19 protein-coding genes and 1 pseudogene are annotated in these 21,020 nt (G+C 72.8%); 13 read left to right on the top strand and 7 right to left on the bottom strand.

Annotation, left to right across the window (positions count from 1 at the left end; translation table 11 throughout):
- Window positions 1-6 precede the first annotated feature (6 nt).
- The 10 genes and pseudogenes from benC (at window position 7) to ACE101_RS16405 (ending at window position 8,761) form a co-directional block, all read left to right on the top strand.
- Window positions 7-1,022: pseudogene (benC, locus tag ACE101_RS16450) on the top strand (benzoate 1,2-dioxygenase electron transfer component BenC).
- Window positions 1,019-1,822 carry a 1,6-dihydroxycyclohexa-2,4-diene-1-carboxylate dehydrogenase gene (locus ACE101_RS16445; RefSeq protein ID WP_379131461.1) on the top strand — a complete coding sequence of 268 codons (804 nt, stop codon included), beginning with the start codon at window positions 1,019-1,021 and terminating at the stop codon, window positions 1,820-1,822. Before benC ends, ACE101_RS16445 begins: the two are co-directional and overlap by 4 nt.
- A gap of 31 nt (window positions 1,823-1,853) precedes the next feature.
- Window positions 1,854-2,783: a catechol 1,2-dioxygenase gene (catA, locus tag ACE101_RS16440; RefSeq protein ID WP_379131458.1), complete on the top strand. Its 930-nt coding sequence runs from the start codon at window positions 1,854-1,856 to the stop codon at window positions 2,781-2,783.
- 214 nt (window positions 2,784-2,997) lie between these two features.
- Window positions 2,998-4,164 (top strand): muconate/chloromuconate family cycloisomerase, encoded by a 1,167-nt coding sequence (locus tag ACE101_RS16435; RefSeq protein WP_379131456.1) that lies wholly within the window; start codon window positions 2,998-3,000, stop codon window positions 4,162-4,164.
- Window positions 4,165-4,169: 5 nt separating this feature from the next.
- On the top strand, window positions 4,170-4,448 hold the full coding sequence (gene catC / locus ACE101_RS16430; protein WP_379131453.1) for a muconolactone Delta-isomerase: 279 nt from the start codon (window positions 4,170-4,172) through the stop codon (window positions 4,446-4,448).
- A 73-nt stretch (window positions 4,449-4,521) separates the two neighbouring features.
- Window positions 4,522-5,871 carry an MFS transporter gene (locus ACE101_RS16425; protein ID WP_379131451.1) on the top strand — a complete coding sequence of 450 codons (1,350 nt, stop codon included), beginning with the start codon at window positions 4,522-4,524 and terminating at the stop codon, window positions 5,869-5,871.
- A gap of 153 nt (window positions 5,872-6,024) precedes the next feature.
- Window positions 6,025-7,329, top strand: a complete 1,305-nt coding sequence (locus tag ACE101_RS16420) for an Nramp family divalent metal transporter (RefSeq protein ID WP_379131449.1) — start codon at window positions 6,025-6,027, stop codon at window positions 7,327-7,329.
- Between the two features lie 67 nt (window positions 7,330-7,396).
- The gene (locus ACE101_RS16415) at window positions 7,397-7,669 is read left to right on the top strand and encodes a hypothetical protein (protein ID WP_379131447.1); all 273 of its coding nucleotides are present in this window, start codon (window positions 7,397-7,399) and stop codon (window positions 7,667-7,669) included.
- Window positions 7,670-7,690: 21 nt separating this feature from the next.
- On the top strand, window positions 7,691-8,119 hold the full coding sequence (locus ACE101_RS16410) for an alpha/beta fold hydrolase (RefSeq protein WP_379131445.1): 429 nt from the start codon (window positions 7,691-7,693) through the stop codon (window positions 8,117-8,119).
- Between the two features lie 312 nt (window positions 8,120-8,431).
- A complete protein-coding gene (locus tag ACE101_RS16405) occupies window positions 8,432-8,761 on the top strand; it encodes a hypothetical protein (RefSeq protein WP_379131443.1) in 330 nt (109 codons plus the stop codon).
- A gap of 6 nt (window positions 8,762-8,767) precedes the next feature.
- Here ACE101_RS16405 and ACE101_RS16400 read toward each other — a convergent pair whose 3' ends face one another.
- Together ACE101_RS16400 and ACE101_RS16395 are read right to left on the bottom strand one after the other, a co-directional pair.
- The gene (locus ACE101_RS16400; RefSeq protein WP_379131441.1) at window positions 8,768-9,196 is read right to left on the bottom strand and encodes an anthrone oxygenase family protein; all 429 of its coding nucleotides are present in this window, start codon (window positions 9,194-9,196) and stop codon (window positions 8,768-8,770) included.
- Window positions 9,193-9,663, bottom strand: a complete 471-nt coding sequence (locus tag ACE101_RS16395; protein WP_379131439.1) for a MarR family winged helix-turn-helix transcriptional regulator — start codon at window positions 9,661-9,663, stop codon at window positions 9,193-9,195. The genes ACE101_RS16400 and ACE101_RS16395 overlap by 4 nt, the downstream gene beginning before the upstream one ends.
- A 114-nt stretch (window positions 9,664-9,777) precedes the next feature.
- On the opposite strand from ACE101_RS16395, the gene ACE101_RS16390 reads away from it, so the two are divergent.
- Window positions 9,778-10,224: a TOBE domain-containing protein gene (locus ACE101_RS16390; RefSeq protein WP_379131436.1), complete on the top strand. Its 447-nt coding sequence runs from the start codon at window positions 9,778-9,780 to the stop codon at window positions 10,222-10,224.
- Between the two features lie 43 nt (window positions 10,225-10,267).
- On the opposite strand, the gene ACE101_RS16385 is transcribed toward ACE101_RS16390, so the two are convergent.
- Window positions 10,268-10,669, bottom strand: a complete 402-nt coding sequence (locus tag ACE101_RS16385; protein ID WP_379131434.1) for a winged helix-turn-helix domain-containing protein — start codon at window positions 10,667-10,669, stop codon at window positions 10,268-10,270.
- 168 nt (window positions 10,670-10,837) lie between these two features.
- Between ACE101_RS16385 and modA the strand changes: the two genes are divergently transcribed.
- Complete coding sequence (modA, locus tag ACE101_RS16380) at window positions 10,838-11,626, top strand: molybdate ABC transporter substrate-binding protein (RefSeq protein ID WP_379131432.1); 789 nt, start codon at window positions 10,838-10,840, stop codon at window positions 11,624-11,626.
- A 33-nt stretch (window positions 11,627-11,659) separates the two neighbouring features.
- Here modA and ACE101_RS16375 read toward each other — a convergent pair whose 3' ends face one another.
- From ACE101_RS16375 to ptsP, 4 genes are all read right to left on the bottom strand, one after another.
- Window positions 11,660-13,996: a bifunctional diguanylate cyclase/phosphodiesterase gene (locus tag ACE101_RS16375; protein WP_379131430.1), complete on the bottom strand. Its 2,337-nt coding sequence runs from the start codon at window positions 13,994-13,996 to the stop codon at window positions 11,660-11,662.
- 556 nt (window positions 13,997-14,552) lie between these two features.
- Window positions 14,553-16,256 carry a PTS fructose transporter subunit IIC gene (locus tag ACE101_RS16370; protein ID WP_379131427.1) on the bottom strand — a complete coding sequence of 568 codons (1,704 nt, stop codon included), beginning with the start codon at window positions 16,254-16,256 and terminating at the stop codon, window positions 14,553-14,555.
- Window positions 16,257-16,324: 68 nt separating this feature from the next.
- On the bottom strand, window positions 16,325-17,278 hold the full coding sequence (pfkB, locus tag ACE101_RS16365) for a 1-phosphofructokinase (RefSeq protein ID WP_379131425.1): 954 nt from the start codon (window positions 17,276-17,278) through the stop codon (window positions 16,325-16,327).
- Window positions 17,275-19,848, bottom strand: coding sequence for a phosphoenolpyruvate--protein phosphotransferase (gene ptsP, locus ACE101_RS16360; protein ID WP_379131423.1), 2,574 nt, complete (start codon window positions 19,846-19,848; stop codon window positions 17,275-17,277). Before ptsP ends, pfkB begins: the two co-directional genes overlap by 4 nt.
- 175 nt (window positions 19,849-20,023) lie before the next feature.
- On the opposite strand from ptsP, the gene ACE101_RS16355 reads away from it, so the two are divergent.
- A complete protein-coding gene (locus tag ACE101_RS16355; protein ID WP_379131420.1) occupies window positions 20,024-21,013 on the top strand; it encodes a LacI family DNA-binding transcriptional regulator in 990 nt (329 codons plus the stop codon).
- Window positions 21,014-21,020 lie beyond the last annotated feature (7 nt).

The raw sequence follows: 21,020 nt of genomic DNA, 5'->3' as shown, positions 1-21,020 counted from the left end.
GCCATCATGTCGACCGTCGCGCTCAATTTCGAGGACGGGGTCACCCGCTTCGTCGCCTGCCGCCCCGGCGAGACGGTGGCGGACGCCTCCTACCGGCTGGGCATCAACATCCCGCTCGACTGCCGGGACGGCGCCTGCGGAACCTGCCGGGTGCGCTGCGAATCCGGCCGCTTCGATCCGGGCAGCTACATCGAGGACGCGCTCACCGAGGAGGAGGCGGCTCAGGGTTACGGCCTCGCCTGCCAGATGCGCCCGCGCACCGACCTCGTTCTCGCCATCGCGGCGTCGTCGGATGCCTGCAAGACCCGCATGGCCGCCCATCGCGGCCGGATCGATGCCGTGCGGCGCCTCTCGGACACCACCTTCGGCCTCGCGGTGGAGACCGAGGAGCCGATCGGCTTCCTGCCGGGGCAGTATGTCAGCATCGCGGTGCCGGGCAGCGGCCAGACGCGCGCCTACTCGTTCAGCTCCGTGCCCGGCAGCCAGCGGGCGGAGTTCCTGATCCGCAACATCCCCGGCGGCCTGATGAGCACCTTCCTGGCGGAGGGGGCGGAGCCGGGGGAAGCCTCGACCTGACCGGCCCCTCGGGCAGCTTCTACCTGCGCGAGATCACGCGGCCGGTGCTGATGCTGGCGGGCGGCACCGGGCTCGCGCCCTTCCTGGCGATGCTCGGCCGCATCGCCGAGACCGGCAGCGATCATCCGATCCACCTCGTCTACGGCGTGACGCAGGATGCCGACCTCGTGGAGACCGAGGCGCTGGAGGAGGCGGCCGGGCGCATCCCGGGCTTCAGCTACGACACCTGCGTGGCCGCGCCCGGCAGCGCGCATCCCCGCAAGGGCTACGTCACCGAGCATCTCGCGCCCGGGCACCTGAACGGCGGCGACGTCGACGCCTACCTGTGCGGTCCGCCCGCGATGGTGGACGCGGTGCGCAGGACCTTCGCGGCGCAGGGGCTTACCCCGGCGAGCTTCCACTACGAGAAGTTCGCGGCGAGCGGCGCGGCCGGGGGCGGCGCATGAGCGGGGCCGCGGACATCGTCTCTCCGGGCCGCTTCGCCGGGAAGGTCGCGGTGGTGACCGGGGCCGCGCAGGGCATCGGCCGTGCGGTGGCGCTGCGGCTCGCCCGCGAGGGCGCGGACCTCCTCCTCACCGACCGCTCCGAGATCGTGGCGGAGGCCGCCGCCGAGGCCCGCGGCCATGGGGCCCGGGTGGCCGTCCGGCTCGCGGATGTCGAGCATTACGAGGGCTGCGAGCAGGTGATGGCGGCCGCCGTCGACCGGTTCGGCCGGCTCGACGTGCTGATCAACAATGTGGGCGGCTCGATCTGGTTCAAGCCCTACGCCCATTACGCCCCGGCGGAGGTCGAGGCCGAGATCCGGCGCTCGCTCTTCCCGACCCTGTGGTGCTGCCGGGCGGCACTGCCGCCCATGCTGGAGGGCGGAGGCGGCAGCATCGTCAACGTCTCGTCGGTGGCCACCCGCGGCCTCAACCGGGTGCCCTACGCCGCCGCCAAGGGCGGGGTGAACGCGCTCACCGCCTGCCTCGCCTGGGAATACGCGGCCCACGGCGTTCGGGTGAACGCGGTCGCTCCCGGCGGCACCGAGGCGCCCCCGCGCCGCATCCCGCGCAACCCCGCGCCGCCGGGCGAGCAGGAGCGCGCCTGGATCGAGGAGGTCGTCGCCCAGACCCGGGCGTCGAGCCTGATGGGCCGCTACGGCACCGCGGCCGAGCAGGCCGCCGCCATCCTGTTCCTGGCCTCCGGCGAGGCCTCCTACGTCACCGGCGTCACACTCCCCGTGGCGGGCGGCGACCGCGGCTGACACCCCGATAAGCACCAGAGAGGAGACGCCCATGACCACCCGGCTCACCGATTCCCCCGAGGCCCAGGCCCTGTTCGACAAGGTGGCGGGGCTCGACACCGACGTGGGCAACCCGCGCATCAAGGCCGTGGTCCGCCGCGTCGTGGCCGATGCCTGCCGCATCATCGAGGATCTCGACGTCACGCCGAGCGAGTTCTGGACCGCGATGAGCTACCTGACCGAGACCGGGCAGGCGAACGAGTTCGGGCTGCTGATGCCGGGCCTCGGCATCGAGCACTTCATCGACCTGTGCATCGACGCGAAGGAGCGGGCGGCCGGGATCGAGGGCGGCACGCCGCGCACCATCGAGGGCCCGCTCTACGTGGCGGGCGCGCCGCTCGCCAAGGGCGAGGCGCGGCTCGACGACGACCCGGAGGACGGCGAGGTGCTGATCGTCGAGGGGCAGGTGACGGGCCGGGGCGGGGCGCCGCTGGCGGGGGCCGTCGTCGACGTCTGGCACGCCAACACCCTCGGCAACTACTCGGTGTTCGACCGGAGCCAGAGCCCCTGGAACCTGCGCCGCCGCATCGAGACGGACGGGCAGGGCCGCTACCGCTTCCGCAGCATCCTGCCGAAGGGCTACGGCTGCCCGCCGCAGGGCCAGACCCAGAAGCTCCTCGACCAGCTCGGCCGCCACGGCCAGCGCCCGGCCCATATCCACTTCTTCGTCTCCGGGCCCGGCCACCGGCAGCTCACGACGCAGATCAACCTCGCGGACGATCCTTACGTCTACGACGACTTCGCCTTCGGCACCCGCGACGGACTCGTGGTGGCGGTGGAGCGGGTCACCGACGCGGCGGCGCTGAAGGCGGCCGGGCTGAACGAGCCCTTCTCGGCGATCCGCTTCGACTTCGTCCTCAACGCCGAGGCGGCGGACGCTCCCGACCCGGTGGTGGTCCGCCCCCACGCCCAGGCCGCCTGAGGCGCCGGTTTGCCCTCTCCCCGCTTGCGGCCCGGCTGTCCGGGGACAGGACGGGGCGCCTCTCCCACTCGGGAGGGGCGCCCGAGCCGCCGCCCTTCGGGTGCCGGATAAGCCTCTGTCATTCCCAAACTTATCCAAGCCTTTCGAATCCGCAGGCCCGCGCGGAGACGGGGGATCTCGTCTCTCCCGCCCCGTCCCAACACAAGGCCCTCCCATGCTCGCGAAGAACCAGATCCACGACGCGGCCGACTCGGCCCATTCCGATCTCGCCATCGCGGCGATCCGCGCGACGATCGTGGACGTGCCGACGGTGCGCAAGCACAAGCTCTCGCAGACCTCCGTCACCGCCCAGAGCTACGTCATCGTGCAGGTGCGGCTGGAGAACGGCGTCGAGGGCATCGGCGAGGCGGCGACGCTCGGCGGCCCGCGCTGGAGCGAGGAGAGCGTCGAGGGCATCAAGGCCACCATCGACGCCTATCTGGCGCCGGCCCTGATCGGGCACCGGGCCGACCGCTTCGTCACGGCGGGCTTCGTCCTCGACGCCGCCGCCAAGCGCAACAACGCCGCCAAGGCCGCCATCGAGACCGCCCTGTTCGACGCGGCCGGCAAGACCCTCGGGCTGCCGGTCGCGGCGCTCCTCGGCGGGGCGGTGCGCACGAGCCTGCCCGTGCTGTGGACCCTCGCCTCCGGCGACCCCGACCAGGAGATCGCGGAGGCCGGGGCCAAGCTCGACGCCCGCCTGCACCACACCTTCAAGATCAAGATCGGGGCGCAGGCGCCCGAGGCCGATCTCGCCCGGCTCGCCCGGCTCTCCGCCGCGCTCGCCGACCGCGCCACGCTCATCGTCGACGCCAACCAGGCCTGGGACGAGACCACGGCCCGGCGCTGCCTGCCGCGCCTCGCGGATCTCGGCATCGCCCTCGTCGAGCAGCCGCTGCCGGCCTGGAACATCGCCGGCATGGGGCGCCTGCGCGCCCGGGACGGCGTGCCGCCGCTGCTCGCCGACGAATGCGTCTTCACGCCCCACGACATGCTGGCGGTGGCGCAGGCGGCCGCCGCCGACGCGGTTTCGCTCAAGCTCGTCAAGCACGGCGGCCTCGTGGGCCTGCGCAAGGTCGCGGCGGTGGCGGAGGCGGCCGGCATCGGCCTCTACGGCGGCTGCCTCCTCGAGAGCTCGATCGGCGCCGCGGCGCATCTCCACGCCTTCGCGGGCCTGCGCGACCTCGCCTGGGGCTGCGAGCATTTCGGGCCGCAGATCCTCACCGACGACCTCGTGACCGAGCCGCTGCGCTTCCACGATTGCGCGGTTCACCTGCCGGCCGGGGCCGGGCTCGGCGTGACCCTCGATCCCGACAAGCTGCGCCACTACGCCCGGAGCTGAGCCCCATGCTGTACTGCGTCGAGATGGATGTCGTCCTCCCGCACGGCATCGACCCCGAATACGTCGCCAAGCTGAAGGCCGACGAGAAGGCCCGCGCCCAGGACCTGCAGCGGGAAGGACGCTGGGTCCACCTGTGGCGCGTGGCCGGACGCTACGCGAATGTCAGCATCTTCGACGTCGAGAGCCACGACGCGCTGCACGACATCCTGTCCAGCCTGCCGCTCTTCCCGTTCATGACGATCAGGGTGACGCCGCTCGCGCGCCACCCCTCCGCGATCGCCTGACCGGGATTCATCGCGCCGACGCCTCGACGCGCCGGCGCTCCAACGAGGCCACGCCGCCGGAAGGGATCGGGAAATGCCCACCTCGCGCACCATCGACGTCCAGGACTTCATCAACCGCCACGGCGTCTCCGGATTCCAGATCCGGATCGTCGTCCTGTGCTTCCTCGTCGTCGCCATCGACGGGTTCGACACGGCGGCGATCGGCTACATCGCGCCGGCGCTGCGCGCGCAATGGCAGGTGTCGCAGGCCCAGCTCGCGCCCCTGTTCGGGGCCGGGCTGCTCGGCCTGATGATCGGCGCCTTCCTGTTCGGGCCGCTCTCCGACCGCATCGGCCGCAAGGCGATGCTGATCGTCACGACGGCCTTCTTCGGGCTCGCCAGCCTCGCCTCGGCGTGGTCGACCTCCATCGAGATGCTGACGGTGCTGCGTTTCGTCACCGGGCTCGGCCTCGGCGGCGCCATGCCGAACGCCATCACGCTCACCTCCGAATATTGCCCGGAGGCGCGCCGCTCCTTCCTCACCATGGCGATGTTCTGCGGCTTCACGGTGGGCTCGGCGCTCGGCGGCTTCGCGGCCGCGCACCTGATCGCCGATCACGGCTGGACCTCGGTGCTGGTGCTCGGCGGCGTGCTGCCGCTCGCGCTCCTGCCGCTGCTCGCGCTCGGCCTGCCGGAATCGGTGCGCTTCCTCGTCCTCAGGCAGGCCGCGCCGGAGCGGATCGCGCGGCTCCTCGCCCGCATCGCGCCGCACGAGAACCTGACGGGGGCGAGCTTCACGGGCATCGCCGCCCGCAAGGGCTCGCCGATCGGCCAGCTCTTCCAGCCGGGGCTCGTCGCCGGCACGCTCTGCCTGTGGCTCACCTTCTTCATGAGCCTCCTGATCTTCTACCTGCTGTCGAGCTGGCTTCCGACCATCATCAGCAGCGCCGGCCTCACCCTCAAGCAGGCCTCGCTGGTCACCGTCATGCTGGCGACCGGCGGCACGGTGGGCGGGCTGGTGCTCGGTGCCCTGATGGACCGCGCCAACCCGCACGCGGTGCTCGGCCTGTCCTATCTTGGCGCGGCGGGCTTCGTGGCCCTGATCGGCAGCGCCACCGGCTCGGTCGTGCTCCTCGCGGTCGCAGTGTTCGGTGCCGGCTTCTGCGTGGCCGGCTCGCAGATCGGCATCAACGCGCTCGCCGCGAGCACCTACCCGACCGCGAGCCGCGCCACCGGGGTCTCCTGGGCGAACGCGGTCGGCCGGATCGGCTCGGTGGTCGGTTCGATGACCGGCGCCTCGCTCATCGGCCTCGGTCTGGGGCTTCCGGCCACCTTCGGCGTCGTGGCGGTGCCGGCCCTCGTCGCGGCGGTCGGCATCACCCTCAAGGGCCGGCTCGGCACCCCCGCCCTGCCCGGGGCCACTCCGGCGGTCCAGGCCTCCTGACCCCGGCGGTCATCGTCGGCGACCCCCGGCCCGCTCCGGAACCGCCGGCGCGGCCGGGCCTGCGGCCCCCTTCCGCGCCCCGCGCATGATCCGGGCAGAACCCTCCCGCCCGGTGCTTGGTTGAGCCTTCCTCACCCGCATCGACGAGGGGCCATGACCGAGCTTGCCCAACGATCCGTTCCCCGGGACCGTCCCGCCCGCACCGGCAAGGCCCGGGGAGCCCTGCGCATCCTCGGCACGGGCGTGATCACCGGGGCGGCGGACGACGATCCCTCGGCGATCGGCACCTATGCGAGTGCCGGCGCCAAGTTCGGCCTCGCCTTCCTGTGGATCGCCCCGGTCGTCCTGCCGATGATGATCGTGGTGGTCTACGTCTCGGCCAAGCTCGGGCAGGTCTACGGCAAGGGCCTGTTCGCGATCGTGCGCGACCGCTATCCGCGCTGGATCCTCTACCCGGTGGTCTTCGGCGCCTTCCTCGGCAACGTGATCGAGGCGGCCGCCAATCTCGGCGGCATCGGCGCGGCCCTCAACCTGCTCGTCCCGGTGCCGGTCCCGTTGATCGTGGTCGCCGCCGCTGCGACCATCCTGGCCTTCCAGATCTTCGGGTCCTACGCCCTCCTGCGCAGCCTCTTCCGCTGGCTCGCCCTGGCCTTGTTCGCCTATGTCGCGGCGGCCGTCATGGCCAGGCCCGATCCCGTCGAGGTGCTGCGCAGCACCTTCGTGCCGCGGATCCGCTTCGACGCCGAGTTCCTGTCGATGATCGTGGCCTGCATCGGAACCTCGCTCTCGGCCTACATCTACACGTGGCAATCGAACCAGGAGGTCGAGGAAGAGATCAGCCAGGGCCGCCGGACGCTGCGCCAGCGCAGGGGCGCGACGGATGAGGAGTTGCGGGCCACGCGCCGCGACGTGCTGGTGGGGATGCTGTTCTCCAACCTGATCCTCTACTTCATCATCCTGTCCACCGGCGCGACCCTGCACCCGGCCGGGAAGACCGAGATCGAGAGCGCCGCGCAGGCGGCGGCCGCCCTCGAACCGCTGGCGGGGGCGGGTGCCACCTACCTGTTCGCCCTCGGCGTGGTGGGGGTCGGCTTCCTGGCCGTCCCGGTCATGACCACGGGCGCGGCCTACGACCTCGTGCAGGGCGTGGGCGCGACGGGCAGCCTGCATGCCCGCCCGCGCGAGGCGAAGCTGTTCTACGGCACCATCGTCGGAGTGACGGTGCTCGCGGTGGCGCTGAACTTCCTCGGCTTCAACCCGATGCGGGCGCTGGTCTGGTCGGGCATCGTGCAGGGCGTCTCGGTGCCGCCGCTCCTGCTCCTGATGATGCTGATGACCAACGACCGGCAGGTCATGGGCGAGCGGGTGAACGGCCGCCTGACCAACACGGTCGGATGGCTGACGACGGGCGTCACCGCCCTGGCGACGGCCTGCCTCATCGCGACCTGGCTCCTGTGAGCGGTTCCCGCAACCGTGAGCGGCGGCGGGCGTTGATGGCGTTTCGAGGGGCTTTCAGGAGGATGTCATGAAGCCGATCCATTGTGCCTGTCTCGCCCTGACCCTCGGCCTCGGCCTGACCGGCCCCGCCCTCGCCCAGCGCGGCGGCGGCGGCGATGCCGGAAGCGGTCTCTCGCCCTATTCGGCGCTCAGCGGCAACGACCGCTCGGCGGGGGTCAACAACGGCAATTACCGCAACCCGCGGCTCGATCCCTACATCCGGGCCTACCCGCGCTACGGACGCCCGGTCGGCGACCGCTACCGGCCGGTCCCGCGCCCCTATTACGGCTATCCGTACTGAGGCCGGAGGCGGGCCGCCGCCATGGGACCGGACGGCTCCCGGGCCGCGGCCAGCGAGGGTTTCGTGACGCGGCGGATCGAGACCGGGTGCGGCGCGGTTCTCGTCCGAACCGGCGGGGTCGGTCCGGCCGTGCTCCTGCTGCACGGATTCCCGCAGACGGGCCTGACGTGGCGCGACGTCGCCCCGCTCCTGGCCCGCGCCTCCACCGTCGTCGTGGCGGATCTCCCCGGTTACGGCGGGAGCGACCCGCCAGCCGACACCGACGATCACGCGGCCATGTCGAAGCGCGCGACGGCCGCAACCCTCGTCGCGGCGATGCGGCGGCTGGGCCACGCGCGTTTCGCGATCGTAGGGCACCGCAGGGGCGCCCACACAGTCGATCAAACGGGTTCCAACGGCCGGGCCACCCGGCAATCCGGTTGCCGCCCCACCTCTTTCCCGGACGACTGAAACGAAGTGGAAGGAGATCCGGGATCCAACACAGGACATGCGGCGAAGCAGCTCCGATTTTCTTGCATCGCTGCCGAGGAGCGGACGCCCGGCGATTTTCCACGCCGTGTCCCGAATCTTATCCTATTTCACGGCAGCAATTGCGATCGCAGCCAAGCTGACCAGTAGTCGACTGCAAGCAGATACGGCCAAGTCGACGGGAGGTAATCCGGTGCGATCCCCTGTCATCAAGATCACCAAGCGGTGATGAGGGGAACTCGGGGCCGAATTCATCCGATGATGAGGAGAAAGACACGATCCCGGAGTTGATCCATGCCGCGCCCGGCCGTCCTGCTCGTCCTCTCCGCCCTCTGTACGGCGTCGGCCCCCGTCGTTCAGGCCGGTGAGATGCGCCGTGTTCCGATCGAGCACGACCTCGACCGGCTCGACCGGGTCGATGCCCGGCTCATGCGCAATGGCTTCATCCCGGTCTCGCGGATGGAGGAGCTGGAGCGCCGCGGATACGGACGCGGCTACGCCACCCGCGATCCGAGCGGCGTGGTGGGCTTCAGCGGCCCGCCCGGCATCATCGGCGACAGCGTGAACAGCCTCAGCCCGCTGCCGCCCGGTTCTCCGGCGAGCCTGGACGGCCAGCTCTACTGACCGCCCTCAGTGCAGCGCCCACAGATAAGCCCCGGCGGCGGCGGCGCCGAGGCCGGTGCGGATTGCGTGCAGCCGGCCCCAACGGGTGATCAGGGGACGGACCGCCTCCGTGGCGTCGCCCGGGTGGATGGCCATGAGCGTCCGGTTGGTCGGCATCACCCCGACGAGCGTGTAGGGCCAGTTCGCGAGGCTGAGCGCCGCCCCGAGGAGCCAGCGCGGATCCGACGCGACCAACCACGCCGCGACGCCGAGGGCGGTTGCGACCAGGGCGAGCGAGCCTTGCAGCCGCGTGGCCCGGCGATAGCTCGGCTGCCACTGGGCGAGGAGCGGCTCCGGCGCGAGGCCCAGCCGCGCCGGCTGCTCCACGAGGCTGACATAGGCCGCCGCCCCGGTGAAGGCCGCCGCGGTGAGCAGGGCGAGGTCCCCGACGATCATGATCCCGTCTCCTGGTCGTCCGGGCCGGTCAGTCGCTGCGCGAGCTGGCGCAGCAAGGCGGCGGCGGCGCGGAGGGCCGCCGGGTCGAGGCCATCGGCCAGGGCGGCGGCCCAGGGCCGCTGGCGCTCGGCGGCGGCGCGATAGGCCGCCGCGCCCTCCGGGGTCGGCAGCACGAGCTTGGCGCGCCGGTGATGCGGATTCGGCGCGAAGCGCAGGTATCCGGCCTCGGCGAGGTCGTCCACGACCCGCTGCACCGCCTGCCGGGTCAGCCCCATCGTCCGGGCGATGCCGGCGACGGGCAGGGGCGTGCCGGCCATGGCCACGGCGCCCAGCACCTGCCAGCGCGCGCTCGTCAGCCCGAGATCGGATACCAGCCGGTCGCCCGCGGCCAGGAAGGCGCCGTTGGCCCGGAACACGTCGAGGATCAGGTCGGTGACGGCCTCGGCCGTCGCGGGCGGCTGCAACATGAAAACACATTGTCGATATGGCAAGATCTTGTCAATGCCCCCGTCGCAACGGGGCGGTGTCGCCCGCGGCCGAAACCCTCTATCGCTCGGGGCGGACGAGAGGCTTCGAGCGACGTGAGCGCGGTACTCCCTGGCACGCCCGACCTGACGACGGGCCTCGACGCGCGGGTGCTGCGCCACGACGTCGAACTCGGTCTCTCGACCCTGTTCTTCGGGGACGGGGAGCTGCGCGTGCCCCTGGTCGAGGCCGCCATCGACGCGGGCGTGCACGTCGCCATCGATGCCCGCGACGTCTCGATCGCCCTGACGCGGCCGATGGACGTTTCGATCACCAACCGGCTGCCCGGCCGCATCGTCGCCGTGGCGCGCCGCGCCCCGCCCTACGTGGTGGTCACCATCGATCTCGGCTCGGTGCCGCTCAAGGCGCTGGTGACGCTCGAATCCGTCGAGCGTCTCGCCCTCGAACCGGGCCTGCGCGTCTGGGCGATGATCAAGACCGTGGCGATCGCCGGGGTCGCGGTGCGACCGGAGGCGCTGCCGGTTCCGCGCCGCTGGTCCTGAGCGGGACCGCCCCACGCGATTCCGCCTGGGTTCTCTTTCCGCATCATCGGTGCTGCCGGACCAGCGGCGATTTCGGCGAATGATGCTGAGCGGTGAAGCCGGGATCGGCCGCAGCGGCGAGTTCGCCGAGCGCCGCGGCGGCCCCGGCCGCGCTGCGCCGCTCGATGGAGCGGTAGAGGGCGACGAGCCGCTCGCCGAAGGGCGTGAGTTCGGCCCCGCCCTGCTTGCGCCCCGGATGGGTGGCGATCACGGGCGTCTCGAACATGCGGTTCAGCCCATCCACCGTGAGCCAGCATTTGCGGTAGGAGATGCCGAGCGCGCGCCCCGCCCGAATGATCGAGCGGTGTTGGCGGATCGCCTCGACCAGCCGGATGTCGCCCGGCGCGATGCGCCCGCCATTCGGCAGCGCGAGCGCGATCTCCACCATCGGACCCTGATCGATCATGCCGCCCCGCCGGGTGGGGCCGGCCGCGCCGAGGCGGGACCCCGCGGATGGTCGTCGCATGGACCCGCGGCGATTCGGAGGCCGCCATTGCGGCTCTGCTGTATTGTCGTGGATATAGCAGGACCGCTCCGCCACCGGGGCGCCGAAGCCAGAACGAGCCGTGCCGCCATGCTGAAACGTCTGCTCCTCCTCTGCGCCGTCGGTCTCGTCGGCTTGACGCCGGCACAGGCCGCCGAGGCGACGACCGTGTTCGCCGCCGCGAGCCTGAAGAACGCCCTCGACGAGGCCGGCAAGGCCTTCACGGCCGAGAGCGGGATTCCGGTGCGGGCGAGCTACGCGGCCTCCTCGGCCCTGGCCCGCCAGATCGAGCAGGGCGCCCCCGCCGACCTGTTCGCCTCGGCCGATCTGGAATGGATGGACTACCTCGCGCAGCGCAAGCTGATCCGCCCCGACACCCGGGTGAACCTGCTCGCCAACCGGCTGGTGGTCGTGGCGCAGAAGCAGGCGGCGCTCGGCGAGATCGCCTTCACCCCGGAGAGCTTCGCGCGCGCCCTCGGGCCCGACGGTCGCCTCGCCACCGGCGCCGTGAACGCGGTGCCGATCGGCAAATACGCCAAGGCCGCCTTCGAGAAGCTCGGCCTGTGGGCGTCGGTGGGGCCGCGGCTCGCCCAGGCCGACAACGTCCGCGCCGCCCTGGCGCTGGTCTCGCGGGGCGAAGCGCCGCTCGGGGTCGTCTACGAGAGCGACGCCAGGTCGGATCCGGGGGTCAGGATCGTCGGCGTCTTCCCGGCGGACAGCCATCCGCCCGTGGTCTATCCCTTCGCGGTCACGGCCGAGGCCAAGGGCGAGGGTGCGGCACGCTTCCTCGCCTTCCTGCGGACGGCGGCGGCCAAGCCCTTCTTCGAGGCGCAGGGCTTCGGCGTGATCGAGGCCGGCAAGGCGGGCGCGTCGCAATAGCCGAGCGGCCCGCGGATCTGCTCGGCCCCGCGCTCAGGCGACACGCCCGACCGGGGCGGCGCAGACGGGACTCGGCCCCGGCCGGCCGAACAGGTAGCCCTGCGCCTGGGGGCAGCCCTCCTCGATGATCATCCGGAGCTGGGCCTCGGTCTCGATGCCCTCCGCCACGACCGGCATGGCGAGGCTGTGGCCGAGGCCGACGATCGCCCGGATGATCGACCGGGCGGCCGCGTCCTCCGCCATGGCGGCCACGAAGCTGCGGTCGATCTTGATCTTGTCGAACGGAAAGCTCTGAAGGTTGCTCAGGGACGAGTAGCCGGTGCCGAAATCGTCCATCACCACCCGGACCCCGAGGTCCTTCAGCCTGTGCAGCGTGGCGAGGGTGGTGACCCTGTCCCGCAGGAGCACGCTCTCGGTGACCTCCAGCTCCAGCCGCGCGGCCGGAAACCCCGTCTCTGCCAGGATGGCCGCCACCGTCTCGGCGAGGTTGGGGACTTGGAACTGCACCGGCGACACGTTGACGGCGAGGAAGATGTGCGGCGGCCACGCGACGGCGCTGCGGCAGCTCTCGCGCAGCACCCACTCGCCCAACTGGACGATCGAGCCGGTCTCCTCGGCGATGGGGATGAATTGCCCCGGCGGGATCGGCCCGCGCAGCGGGTGCGTCCAGCGCAGCAGGGCCTCGTAGCCGGCGATCGACCGGCCCGACGCGGTCACGAGCGGCTGGAACACCACGGACATCTGCCGCCGCAGGATGGCGTGGCGCAGGTCGTGCTCCATCGCGCGGCGCTCGCGCATCGCCAGATCCATCTCCCGGTCGAAGAAGCTCGCCTGCCCGCGGCCGCTGGCCTTGGCGCGGTAGAGCGCCAGATCGGCGGCGTGGCGCAGGGCTTCGGCCTCGGTTCCGTCCTTCGGATAGACGGCGACGCCGATGCTCACCCCGATCGCGGTCGGATCGCGGGCAAGGTCCATCTCGCGCGCGAAGGCCGCGAGGATGCGCTCCACGAGGGCCAGCGCGCTCTCCGGTTGCGCCTCTCCGGATTGCAGGATCATGAACTCGTCGCCGCCGACCCGTGCGACGGTGTCGTCCGGGCCGGCCGCCTCCCGCAGCAGCACGGCGACGCGGCAGAGGATGTCGTCGCCCTTCGCATGCCCGAAGATGTCGTTGACCGCCTTGAACCGGTCGAGGTCGAGGGCGATCAGGGCCGCCGAGCCGCCCGTCTGCGCGGCCCGCGCCAGGGCGGCGGCGAGACGTGCGTCGAACAGGACGCGGTTGGAAAGATCCGTCAGGGGATCGTGATGCGCGAGATGCTCGATCTGGCGCCGCGCCTCCTGCTTCTCGGTCAGGTCGCGCACGGCCAGCACTTCGCAGGTGCGCCCGCGATAGGCGATCGTGCGCGAGACGATCTCCGTGATGCGCGTGCCACCATCGGCGGTGAGAAGCACGGCCTCGGCCGGCTGCGCGCGCGGGGTGCTCGCCGGCAGGCCGTCCGCCGCGCGCAGCCACCGGTCCGCGGAGCGCCCGATGAGATCGCCCGCGGCGAGGCCCAGCATGGCGCAGAAGCGCTCGTTGGCCTCGATCACGCGGTCGGCCTGCACCACCACCAATCCCTCCAGCGTGGCCCCGACGAGGCCCCGGAGATCCGTCATGGTGCGGTCGATCACCACCGCGGTGCTGGTGACGACGAGCAGGATCAGGGTGGCGGCCACGATCGCCCCGACCACCCAGGAGGTCTGCGTCGGGGCGGGCGGCGTCGCCATGTGCGGATCGGGCACCAGCGTCGTGGCCGCCATGGCGGTGAAATGCAGCGCGCAGACCGCCACGATGGCGAGGAGCGCCGGGGCTGCGATCTGGAGGTAGCCCGAGCAGCGCGCGAAGATCGCGCTCGCTGCAACCAGGCAGAGGGCCGCGACGAGCACGCCGAGGGCGATCGGTGTCACCTCGTACTGCACCTGGGCCGCCGCCCGGATGGCGGTCATGCCGATAAGGTGCATGAGCCCGATGCCGAGGGCCGCGCCGCTCCCCACGGCGAGGTGTTCGATCGGGCGGATGTCCCGGACGGTGGCGCGGCCCACGAACCAGAAGGTCGCGATGATCGCGGCGAGCGAGAGGATCGTCGGCCCGAGATCGAAGCTGAGCGGCATCGGGCCGTCATAGGCGAGCATGGCCACGAAATGCGTCGCCCAGACGCCCGTGCCGCCGGCCAGCGCCCCGATCGCCACCCACAAGGCCCGCCGCTCGTCCGTGCATTCCCGCGCGCGTCTCAAGATCAGGAAGAAAGCGAAGCTCCCGACCGTCCAGACGCCCGCCGCCAGCAGAACGAGTGCGCGCTGGTGTTGATAGAGCACGCATTCCGCAACTTCAAACATCGTCCACGCTCCGGAGTTCAGGGTCATTCCATCGTCCGATAGGCGCAGTCTGATGCAACACTATTTTCCATTCCTTAATGGCGCGGAATCGTTCCTGCAAGATGCCGCAAGGGAAGTGCAGAGATATAGCCGGAACGGCGTCATGCGGCCGGATCGGACCCGACGTCAAATTTCTCTGCCGGGACGGAACTCGCGCGGCGATTGATGCCTGCCGGGCCGGGATGGTGACGCCCTGCGGACCGACCGATCCGGCGACGCGTCGCGCGACGACTGATCCCGTGTGCCTCGAACGGCTCCGGAGGTGGGCCCGGCCGGGCTGCGCGCCGGAGGCGCCGCGGTATCAATCCCCCGGGCCCTTGGCGAGGCCCGCCAGGGTGAACAGGTCGACCGAGAGCTTGGCGCCGATCACGAAGGCATCCGGGATGCTCCGGGGGCGGAATGGAAAGCGCGTCTGGTCCGGGTTGACGATGTATTGCCTAGGTCATGGCTTTCGCATCGACGTCTCCGCCGAGCCGGCGACCGCTTCGGGGAGTGATGCCGCGTGTTGTTCTGGCCCTCAGGCCGCGCGCTTCTTGAGCAGGCCCGCGATCAGGGCGGTCACCACCGTGCCGGCGCCGAGCGCCAGCACCGCGCCCGGCAGGTTGGTGACGGCGTTCGGGATCGGCAGCACGAACAGGCCGCCATGCGGCACCTTCAGCTCGACGCCGAGGCCGAGCGCCACCGCGCCGGCCACGGCCGATCCCGCCACCATAGCGGGGATCACCCGCAGGGGATCGGCGGCGGCGAAGGGGATGGCGCCCTCGGTGATGAAGGCCGCGCCGAGCACGGCCGCCGCGCCGCCCGCCTCGCGCTCCGGCGCCGTGAAGCGGCCGGGAAACAGCCGCGTCGCGAGGGCGAGGCCGAGCGGGGGCGTCATGCCGCCGATCATCACCGCGGCCATCGGTGCGCAGACGCCCGAGGCGATCAGCGCCGCCGCGGAGGCGTAGGCGGCCTTGTTGATCGGGCCGCCCATGTCCGCCGCCATCATGCCGCCGAGGATCAGGCCGAGCAGGAGCGCGCTCGTGCCCTGCATGCCCTTGAGCCAGCCCGTCAGCGCGGCGAGGGCCGCCGCGACCGGCACGCCCACCACGAAGACCATCAGCAGGCCGGTGACCAGGGTGGCGAGGAGCGGCAGGATCAGGACGGGCTTCAGGCCCTCCAGGTTCTTGGGCAGGCGGATGCGGGCGTTGAGGAAGCGCGCCGTATAGCCGGCGATGAAGCCCGCCGCGATGCCGCCGAGGAAGCCCGCCTGGAGATTCGCCGCCAGCATGCCGCCGATCATGCCGGGGGCGAGGCCGGGCCGGTCGGCGATCGAGAAGGCGATGTAGCCGGCGAGCACCGGCACGATCAGCGCGAAGGCGCCCTTGGCGCCGATCTCGCCCAGCGCGTAGCCGAGCGTCCCGGGCCGGCTCATGGCGTCGATGCCGCCGACCGCGAAGGCGAGCGCGATCAGGAGGCCGCCCGCCACCACGAAGGGCAGCATGAAGGAGACACCCGTCATCAGGTGCTTGTAGGCGCCCGCCTTCGCGGCGGGCCGCGCCGCCGCCTCCGTCGCCGCCGCTTCGGCGCCCTGCACCTGCGCCTCGGCGAGGGCCGTCGCGATCAGGCCCTTGCCGTCGCGGATCGCCGCCTTGGTGGTGGTGGCGTAGACGCGCTTGCCCGAGAAGCGCGCCCGGTCGACGCCCGTATCGGCGGCGATCAGCACGAGGTCGGCCGCCGCGATCTCCTCCGGCGTCAGGGTGTCGCGGGCGCCGACCGAGCCTTGCGTCTCCACGCGCACCGCGTGGCCGAGCGCCTGCGCGGCGGCCTGGATGCCTTCCGCCGCCATGAAGGTGTGGGCGATGCCGGTGGGGCAGGAGGTGACGGCGACGATCCGCTTGGACGCCGCCCCGGCCTCTGCGGCGGGGGCGGGCCCGTCCGCGGCGCCGAGCGCGCGGTCGATCACCGCGGCCACGTCCGCCAGCACGTCCTCGATGGCGACCCGGGCGCGGTGCAGCGCCCCGAAGCGGCCCTCGCCGAGGTCGCCGCCGCCGACGAGGAGTACGGCCCGCGCCTCGCGGATCGCCGCCTCGGGGAGCGGCGGGCCGCCGAGCCCTGCGCCCCGCACTTCGACGGCGAGCGTCTGGTTGCGCCGGCCTGCCTCCTTGCGCAGGGCCTCGGCGGCGAGGAGGGCGTGAGTCGAGAGGTCGCCGCCTCCAACCACCGCCAGCAACTGTGCCATGGGGGATCTCCTGGTGCGTTTCCGTGCGGTTTTCTTAGGGATCTCAGGTTCTTGGGAGGCCGGGCCGGTCAGGGCCGCAGCGTCTCGATGCGGATCCGCTCCGCCAGCGCCCGGACCGTCGCGCGGTCGGGCAGGTTGGCGCCGTTGCGCGTGAGCTTGCCGGCCGCGAAGGCGAGCGCCAGCCGGGCCGTCTCGGCGAGGGACGCGCCGGCTTGCAGCCCGGCGACGAGGCCCGCCACCAGGGCGTCGCCCGCCCCGACCGTGCTGCCCACCGCCATGGCGGGGGGATGGGCGTGGAGCACACCCTCGCGGCCGACGAAGAGCGCGCCGTCGGGCCCCAGCGACACCGCGACGAGCGGGATGCCGCGCTCCGCCAGCGCTCCGGCGGCCGCGATCACCGCGGGGAGATCGGCCAGCGGCCGGCCGGCCCATTCCTCCAATTCGTGACGGTTGGGCTTCACCGCGAAGGGCAGCGCCCCGGGCGGGGCGGCGAGCACGGCCGCGAGGGCCGGCCCCGAGGCATCCACCACCACGCGGGTGCCCCGCGCGGTGAGATCGGCGGTGAGCCCCACATAGGTCGCGGGCGCGAGCCCCGCGGGCAGGCTGCCGGCCAGAACCGCGAGCCCGTCCGGCGCGGCGGCCTCGAGGAGCGCCCCCCGCACCGCGGCGAGATCCTCCGCCCGTGCCGCGATGCCCGGCAGGTTGACGTCCGTGGTGTCGGAGCGGCCGAGGTCGAGCAGCTTCAGGTTGGTGCGGGTCTCGCCCGGTACGCGTACGAAGCGGTCGGCGATGCCCTTCCCGGTGAGGAACCCGGCGAAGGCGGCGTCGTTGTCCCGGCCGAGCAGCCCGGTCGCCACCACGGGCAGACCCCAATCGGCGAGGCAGCCGGCGACGTTCACGCCCTTGCCGCCCGGATCGCGGCGGGCGTCGCGCGCCCGGTGAACGTGGCCCGGCGCGAGCGCGTCGAGGGTGACGGTGAGGTCGATCGCCGGGTTGAGGGTGAGGGTGACGATCGGGCTCACGCGGCGCTCCCCTGGAACGCGGCGCTCCCCTGGACCGCGGCGCTCTCGAGCGCCCGCACGGCGGCGGCGTCCTCCAGGCCGCAGGCCCGCTCGGCCAACGCCTTCAGGGCGGCGAGATCGGCCCCGCGCAGGCGCGCCTTGACCCCCGGCACGTCCCGCGGGGTCATCGACAATTCATCGACGCCGAGCCCCGCGAGCAGGCAGGCTCCGAACGGATCGCCCGCGATGCCGCCGCAGACCCCCACGAAGCGCCCGTGCCGGGCCGCGCCCTCGCAGGTCATGCGGATCAGCCGCAGCACCGCCGGGTGCAGGCTGTCGGCCTCGGGCGCGAGGTCGGTGTTCTGCCGGTCGATGGCGAGGGCGTATTGCGTCAGGTCGTTGGTGCCGATCGAGAAGAAGTCGCAGTGGCGGGCGAGCACGTCCGCCTGGATGGCGGCGGCCGGCACCTCGATCATGATGCCGAGGGGCACCGGGGGCGCGCCGATCTCCGCCCGGATCCGCTCGCAGGTCTCGCGCAGGCGCAAGACCTCCGGCACCGAGGTGATCATCGGCATCATGATGGAGAGGGGCGCCTCCTTGCCGCCGGGCGCGTCCGAGGGCAGCGTGTCCCGGGCGGCCCGGTAGAGCGCGCGCAGCTGCGGCTCCATCAGGTCGGGGCGGCGCAGGAGCAGCCGCGCCCCGCGCACGCCGAGGAAGGGGTTCTCCTCCCGCGGCAGGTGCAGATGCGCCACCTGCTTGTCGCCGCCGATGTCGAGGGTGCGCACGATGAGCGGACGCCCGTCGAGGGCGCGGAGCATCGCCCGGTAGGTCTCGTACTGCTCGTCCTCGCCCGGCGTGTCGCCGCGCTCCAGGAACAGGAACTCGGTGCGCATCAGGCCCACGCCCTCCGCGCCCTGGTCGAGGGCGAAGGGCACCTGCTCGGGCGTGTTGACGTTGGCGCCGATCGCGAGGGTGCGCCCGTCGCGGGTGCGCGCCGGCTCGGCCCGCTGCCGCGCCTCCGCTGCGGCCGCCTCCTGCTGGCGCGCCCGCCAGGCTTCGGCCGCGGCGCGGTCCGCCTCGTCCGGCTCGGCGTAGAGCCGGCCGGTCGAGCCGTCGAGGATCGCGGCCGTGCCGTCCACGAGGGCGAGGAGGCCCGGCCCCCCCGCCACCAGCGCCGGGATGCCGAGCGTGCGCGCCAGGATCGCCGTGTGCGAGGTCGGACCGCCCTGGGCGGTGGCGAGCCCGATCACCCGGGCCGGGTCGAGCCCCGCCGTGTCGGAGGGGGCGAGGTCGGGGGCGATCAGGATACAGGGCTCGTCCGGCAGGGCCTGCCCGCGGCGCAGGGCCGGATCGATCGCCGCGAGCACCCGGCGGCCGACGTCGCGCAGATCCGCCGCGCGGGCGGCGAGGACCGGGTTGCCGAGCGCCGAGAGCTGGCCGGCCATCCGCTCCACCGCCTGGTTCCAGGCATGGGCGACGCCGTGGCCCTCCACCATCAGCTGGCAGACGAGGGTGATCAGGTCGGTGTCGGCGATCAGCTCGCCCTGCGCCCGGAAGATGCCCGCATCCGCCTTGCCGAGGCGCCGCTCGGTGTCGTCGGCCAGCGCCTTGAGCTGGTCGGCCGTGGTGGCGAGGGCCGCGTGCAGGCGGTCGCCGCCGCTGGTGAGCGGCTCCGGCTCGTCCGGCACCTCCAGGGTGGCGGGCTTGAGCACGTGGACGCGGCCGATGGCGAGGCCGGGGCTCGCGGGCAGGCCGGGCAGGATCCGGGGCGATCCGGCGGGGTTCCAGCCCGCCACCGGGCCGGCGGCGCGGGCGGCCGCCTCGGCGGCCCGCTGCGCCGCCGCCTTCTCGCCCGCGCTGAGGCCGGTCACCGCGGCGCAGATCCGGGCGAGGGAGCCCGCCTCGTCCTCGCCCTCGGCCGAGATCACCACCGCGTCGCCGCAGCGCAGGCCGAGCTGGAGCAGGGCGATCAGGTTCTTGGCATCCGCCACCTGCGCCCCGTGGCGCACCTGGATGCGGGCCGGGCAGGCGCGCGCCGTCTCGACCCAGTGCGAGGCCGGGCGGGCATGCAGGCCGGTGGGGTAGTCCACCGTCCAGTCGAAGCGCTGGCGCAGGTCCGCGGCCGGGCCGGCGGCGGGGGAGGGGGCCGCCTCCGCGCTGAGCGCCGCCGCGATCTCCTCCTGGCGGTCGGTGACGCGCAGCCGCTCCAGCCCGGCCTCGTCCTGGATCAGCCGGGTGAGGCGGCGCAGCACGGTGATGTGGGTGTCGGATTGCGCCGCGATGGCGACGACGAGATGCGCCGTCTGGCCGTCGTGCCAGGGCACGCCGCCGGGCACCTGGAGCACCGCGAGGCCGCTCTCGTGCACGAGGTGCCGGTCGTCCACCATGCCGTGCGGGATGACGACCCCGTGGCCCAGATAGGTGTTCGCCACGCCCTCGCGCCGCAGCATGCTCTCGCCGTAGGCCGGGTCGATGCAGCCGGCGGCCACCAGGAGCTGGGCCGCCTCGCGGATCGCCGCCTCCTTGGTCGCGGGCGAGGCGCCCAGCCGGATCAGCAGGCGCGGCGAGAATGTCGGCGTCGGTGCGAGCATGGGGCCTCTCTCCCGGGACGGCATCGGCCGTGATCCAGCCTGATCGTTACGGCAACTGAAAACGTTTTCACAAAACCTGTCAACTATGCATCGCCGATCCGGGGGCGCACCCGCTTGCTGTCGGTACCCTAAGCTGGCAGATTGGCGGGAATGAGCCTGCAATCGTTTTCCGCCCATGACCGTCGGCATTCGTGACGTCGCCCGCGCCGCGGGGGTGTCGACCGCGACGGTCTCGCGGGCGCTCGGCGGCGGCCCGGTCAGCCAGGCCCTGCGCGAGCAGGTGGAGGCGGCGGTGCGCGCCACCGGCTACCGGCCGAACCTCTCGGCGCGGCGGCTGCGCTCGCAGGACACGCAGACGATCGGGCTGATCGTCGCCGACATCCGCAACCCGTTCTTCACGGCGGTGAGCCGGGCGGTGGAGGATGCGGCCTATCAGGCCGGGATGCGGGTGATCCTCTGCAACACCGACGAGGATCCCGAGCGGGAGGCGATGTACCTGCGCCTGATGCAGGAGGAGCGCGTCACCGGGGTGATCTTCGCGCCGACCCGGGCGACGGCGGAGAGCCTCGACGATCTCGGCTTCCCGGCGGTGCTGATCGACCGCACCGGCCCGCCGGGGCGCTTCGACGGGGTCGTCCTCGACAACGTCGCGGCGGCCACGGCCCTGGTCGACCATCTGGTGGCCCAGGGCTTCTCGCGGATCGGCGGTCTGTTCGGTTCGACGAGTTCCACGGCGGCGGAGCGGCAGGCCGGCTACGAGGCGGCGATGCGCCGCCACGGCCTCGCGCCCGCCAGCCGCACGGCGCTGCCGAACGCGGCGGCGGCCGAGGCGGCGGCGGCGCGCTGGCTCGGCGCCGACGACCGGCCCGAGGCGCTGATCCTGTCGAACGGGCTGATCCTGATGGGGACCCTGCGGGCTGCCCGCGCCCTGTCGCTGCGCATCCCCGAGGACCTGGCGCTGGCGGGCTTTGACAACGAGCCCTGGACCGAGCTGGTGGAGCCGGGGCTCACGGTGATCGAGCAGCCCGTCGCCGAGATCGGCGCGCAGGCGATGAGCCTGCTGTTCGAGCGGATCAGGAGCCCGGACCAGCCGGTGCGCAAGGTCGTGCTGAGCGGCCGGCCGGTGCTGCGGGGCTCGACGGGCGTGCTGCGCGGCGCCGCCTGAGCCGGCC

The sequence above is a fragment of the Methylobacterium carpenticola genome (assembly GCF_042748905.1).
In the GTDB taxonomy this organism is placed as follows: Bacteria; Pseudomonadota; Alphaproteobacteria; order Rhizobiales; family Beijerinckiaceae; genus Methylobacterium; species Methylobacterium carpenticola.
Note: the sequence above shows the minus strand (reverse complement) of the source record. Positions and strands in the feature narration are given on the sequence as shown.